This is a genomic window from Pseudomonas sp. LFS074 (assembly GCF_047978165.1).
Lineage (GTDB): Bacteria > Pseudomonadota > Gammaproteobacteria > Pseudomonadales > Pseudomonadaceae > Aquipseudomonas > Aquipseudomonas putida_P.
Genome location: NZ_JBFPFV010000016.1, coordinates 1 through 4,480, shown reverse-complemented (window position 1 = coordinate 4,480; position 4,480 = coordinate 1). Strand labels below are relative to the sequence as shown.

General features: G+C 58.2%; 7 protein-coding genes and 1 pseudogene. All 8 read left to right on the top strand.

What is annotated here, in order from left to right:
• A partial coding sequence (locus ACNQP3_RS29260) for a ParA family protein (protein ID WP_416470705.1) occupies positions 1-214 on the top strand: 214 nt, incomplete at its 5' end.
• A 9-nt stretch (positions 215-223) separates the two neighbouring features.
• The gene (locus tag ACNQP3_RS29255) at positions 224-1,096 is read left to right on the top strand and encodes a ParB/RepB/Spo0J family partition protein (protein ID WP_060493252.1); all 873 of its coding nucleotides are present in this window, start codon (positions 224-226) and stop codon (positions 1,094-1,096) included.
• Between the two features lie 149 nt (positions 1,097-1,245).
• Positions 1,246-1,653 (top strand): F0F1 ATP synthase subunit I, encoded by a 408-nt coding sequence (locus ACNQP3_RS29250; protein WP_008092225.1) that lies wholly within the window; start codon positions 1,246-1,248, stop codon positions 1,651-1,653.
• A gap of 16 nt (positions 1,654-1,669) precedes the next feature.
• The gene (atpB, locus tag ACNQP3_RS29245) at positions 1,670-2,539 is read left to right on the top strand and encodes a F0F1 ATP synthase subunit A (RefSeq protein WP_003260030.1); all 870 of its coding nucleotides are present in this window, start codon (positions 1,670-1,672) and stop codon (positions 2,537-2,539) included.
• Positions 2,540-2,683: 144 nt separating this feature from the next.
• Positions 2,684-2,941: a F0F1 ATP synthase subunit C gene (atpE, locus tag ACNQP3_RS29240; RefSeq protein WP_003097235.1), complete on the top strand. Its 258-nt coding sequence runs from the start codon at positions 2,684-2,686 to the stop codon at positions 2,939-2,941.
• Between the two features lie 56 nt (positions 2,942-2,997).
• The gene (locus ACNQP3_RS29235) at positions 2,998-3,468 is read left to right on the top strand and encodes a F0F1 ATP synthase subunit B (protein ID WP_003260032.1); all 471 of its coding nucleotides are present in this window, start codon (positions 2,998-3,000) and stop codon (positions 3,466-3,468) included.
• Positions 3,469-3,480: 12 nt separating this feature from the next.
• Positions 3,481-4,017: a F0F1 ATP synthase subunit delta gene (locus ACNQP3_RS29230; RefSeq protein WP_003253191.1), complete on the top strand. Its 537-nt coding sequence runs from the start codon at positions 3,481-3,483 to the stop codon at positions 4,015-4,017.
• A 21-nt stretch (positions 4,018-4,038) separates the two neighbouring features.
• Positions 4,039-4,480, top strand: a pseudogene (locus ACNQP3_RS29225) (F0F1 ATP synthase subunit alpha); the annotation flags it as partial.

Sequence of the window (4,480 nt, the reverse complement as noted above, 5' to 3'; positions counted from 1 at the left end):
CAACGATGTTTCGGCGCAGCTGAAAGAGCATTTTGGCCCGCAGCTGTACGACACGGTCATTCCGCGCAACATTCGCCTGGCCGAGGCCCCCAGCTTCGGCATGCCCGCCCTGGCTTACGACAAGCAATCGCGCGGCGCGCTGGCGTATCTGGCCCTTGCTGGGGAACTGGTTCGCCGTCAACGCCGTCAATCACGCACTGCACAAACAACTTAAGGAATCCGTATGGCCGTCAAGAAACGGGGTCTCGGACGTGGGTTGGATGCACTGCTCAGTGGTCCTTCCGTCAGCGCGCTCGAAGAGCAGGCTGTGAAGATCGACCAGAAAGAACTGCAACACCTGCCGGTCGAGTTGATCCAGCGTGGCAAGTACCAGCCACGCCGGGACATGGACCCGGAGGCGCTGGAAGAGCTTGCGCACTCGATTCGCACTCATGGCGTGATGCAGCCGATCGTGGTCCGCCCGATCGGCGACAACCGTTACGAGATCATCGCCGGCGAGCGCCGTTGGCGCGCCACCCAGCAGGCCGGCCTGGACACGATCCCGGCCATGGTCCGCGAAGTGCCGGACGAAGCCGCCATCGCCATGGCGCTGATCGAGAACATCCAGCGCGAAGACCTCAACCCGCTGGAAGAGGCCATGGCCCTGCAGCGTCTGCAGCAGGAATTCGAGCTCACCCAGCAACAGGTAGCTGACGCCGTTGGCAAATCGCGGGTAACCGTGGCCAACTTGCTGCGCCTGATTACCTTGCCCGAAGCGATCAAGACCATGCTCGCCCATGGCGATCTGGAGATGGGCCATGCCCGTGCATTGCTCGGTCTGGACGAAAGCCGTCAGGAGGAGGGGGCGCGTCATGTTGTCGCACGTGGCCTCACCGTGCGCCAAACCGAGGCATTGGTTCGCCAATGGCTCAGCGACAAACCTGATCCGGTCGAACAGAGCAAACCTGATCCGGATATCGCACGCCTTGAACAGCGGCTCGCAGAGCGCCTGGGCTCCGCCGTGCAGATCCGTCATGGCAACAAGGGAAAAGGCCAATTGGTTATTCGCTACAACTCGCTTGACGAGTTGCAAGGCGTGCTTGCTCACATCCGCTGAAACAATTGCTGTTGTAGCGCGCAGTCGGAAATCACTACCGAAGAGTTGAATAGGGGTTAATCCACCCCTATACTCTGCGCGCATTTTGTCGGCACAAATTATGCCAAGTCATAACTGACTTGTTGGTCGACTTCCGAGGAGCAGTTGTGATGGAAATCCGCACGCCAAACCGCCTGCCTTTCCATCGCTGGGCGGTTTTTCCGGTACTGCTGGCTCAATTCGTCGTACTGCTGCTGGCAACCTTGGTGTTGTGGCAGTGGAAAGGGGCGGTCAGTGGATATTCAGGCCTTTGCGGAGGTTTGATTGCCTGGCTGCCCAATGTGTATTTCGCCTGGAAGGCTTTTCGCTTCAGCGGGGCTCGGGCGGCACAAGCCATCGTCAAGTCGTTTTACGCTGGCGAGGCAGGCAAGATGATTTTGACGGCAGTGCTTTTTGCACTGACCTTCGCAGGAGTGAAGCCACTGGCGCCGTTAGCAGTATTCGGCGTCTTCGTGTTGACCCTTTTGGTCAGCTGGTTCGCGCCCCTGCTGATGAATAAAAGACTTTCGAGACCTTAGGGCGTTTGAGGCAACCATGGCAGCAGAAACCGCTTCGGGCTATATCCAGCACCACTTGCAGAACCTGACCTACGGTCAACTACCAGACGGCAGCTGGGGCTTCGCCCATTCGGCTGCAGAAGCCAAGGCAATGGGCTTCTGGGCGTTCCACCTGGACACCCTGGGTTGGTCCGTCGCGCTGGGTCTGATCTTCCTGTTCATCTTCCGCATGGCGGCCAAGAAGGCGACTTCCGGCCAGCCTGGCGGCCTGCAGAACTTCGTTGAAGTGATGGTGGACTTCGTCAACGGCAGCGTGAAGGACTCCTTCCACGGCCGTAGCCCGGTGATTGCACCGCTGGCGCTGACCATTTTCGTCTGGGTATTCCTGATGAACGCCGTCGACCTGGTACCGGTCGACTGGATTCCTCAGCTGGCCATCCTGATCTCCGGTGACCCGCACATTCCGTTCCGCGCCGTGTCGACCACCGACCCGAACGCGACCCTGGCCATGGCCTTCTGCGTGTTCGCCCTGATCATCTTCTACAGCATCAAGGTCAAGGGCCTGGGCGGCTTCATCGGTGAGCTGACCCTGCACCCGTTCGGCAGCAAGAACATCTTCGTGCAGATCCTGCTGATTCCGGTCAACTTCCTGCTGGAATTCGTCACCCTGATCGCCAAGCCGATCTCGCTGGCACTGCGTCTGTTCGGCAACATGTATGCCGGCGAGCTGGTGTTCATCCTGATCGCTGTAATGTTCGGCTCCGGCCTGCTGTGGCTCAGCGGCCTGGGTGTGGTGCTGCAATGGGCGTGGGCTGTGTTCCACATCCTGATCATCACCCTGCAAGCTTTCATCTTCATGATGCTGACCATCGTCTACCTGTCGATGGCCCACGAAGATAACCATTAAGACCGCCTGGCGTGTCTGATAGCCTTCCCCGCCTGTTTGGGGGGAGGGCTTAAAAAGTCCGCAAGGGCATGCTGTACCAAACGATTTGTTTTACCGCTTCAAACTAAAAACCTAACCAATACGACGTAAAAGTCGGGAGGAAAGATGGAAACTGTAGTTGGTCTGACCGCTATCGCTGTTGCTCTGCTGATCGGCCTGGGTGCTCTGGGTACCGCCATTGGTTTCGGCCTGCTGGGCGGCAAATTCCTGGAAGGCGCTGCTCGTCAGCCAGAAATGGTTCCGATGCTGCAGGTCAAAATGTTCATCGTTGCCGGTCTGCTCGACGCCGTAACCATGATCGGTGTTGGTATCGCTCTGTTCTTCACCTTCGCGAATCCGTTCGTTGGTCAGATCGCCGGCTAATCACTCGTCACCACGAGTTGATGGCTGTATGAATAAAGACCGAGCGAGGTGTTGGCGTGAACATTAATGCAACCCTGATTGGCCAATCCGTTGCTTTTCTGATTTTTGTACTCTTCTGCATGAAGTATGTATGGCCTCCGGTCATCACTGCCCTGCAAGAGCGCCAAAAGAAGATTGCCGACGGCTTGGACGCTGCCAACCGCGCAGCTCGCGACCTGGAGCTGGCCCAAGAGAAAGCGGGTCAGCAACTGCGTGAAGCTAAAGCACAGGCAGCCGAAATCATTGAGCAAAGCAAGAAGCGCGCTGCTCAGCTTGTCGAGGAAGCCCGTGACCAGGCCCGCGTCGAAGCTGACCGTGTGAAGGCTCAGGCTCTGGCCGAGATCGAACAGGAACTGAACAGCGCTAAAGACGCCCTGCGTGCCCAAGTGGGTGCTCTGGCTGTTGGTGGTGCTGAAAAGATCCTTGGCGCCACAATCGATCAAAACGCGCATGCGGAGCTGGTTAACAAACTGGCCGCTGAAATTTAAGCGAGGGCGATCATGGCAGAACTGACCACGTTGGCCCGACCTTACGCTAAGGCTGCCTTTGAGCATGCCCAGGCCCATCAGCAACTGGCCAATTGGTCAGCCATGCTCGGCCTGGCTGCTGCGGTGTCGCAAGACGACACCATGCAGCGCCTGCTCAAGGCCCCGCGACTGACGAGCGCAGAAAAGGCCGCCACGTTCATTGACGTGTGCGGTGACAAGTTCAATGCACAGGCACAGAATTTCATTCATGTTGCCGCGGAAAACGACCGTCTCCTGCTTCTGCCGGAGATTGCCGCTCTGTTCGACCTGTACAAGGCCGAGCAAGAGAAATCCGTGGACGTGGAAGTCACCAGTGCCTTCGCGTTGAACCAAGAACAGCAAGACAAACTCGCCAAGGTTCTCAGTGCACGGTTAGGCCAGGAAGTGCGCCTGCACGCGTCGGAGGATGCCAGCCTGATTGGCGGCGTCGTCATCCGCGCTGGTGACCTGGTAATCGATGGCTCTGTTCGCGGCAAGATCGCGAAACTGGCCGAAGCATTGAAATCTTGAGTTTGAAGGGGCAGCAGAGCAATGCAGCAACTCAATCCTTCCGAAATTAGTGAAATCATCAAGGGCCGCATCGACAACCTCGATGTGAGCTCCCAAGCCCGTAACGAAGGTACCGTTGTTTCGGTTTCCGACGGTATCGTGCGGATCCACGGTCTGGCCGACGTCATGTACGGCGAAATGATCGAGTTCCCGGGCGGCGTCTACGGCATGGCCCTGAACCTGGAGCAAGACTCCGTAGGTGCAGTGATCCTGGGTGCATACGACACCCTCGCCGAAGGCATGAGCGCCAAGTGCACCGGCCGCATCCTGGAAGTTCCGGTTGGTAAGGAACTGCTGGGTCGCGTCGTCGACGCACTGGGCAACCCGATCGACGGCAAAGGTCCTCTGGGCAACACCCAGACCGACGCGGTCGAAAAAGTTGCTCCAGGCGTGATCTGGCGTAAGTCGGTAGACCAGCCTGTAC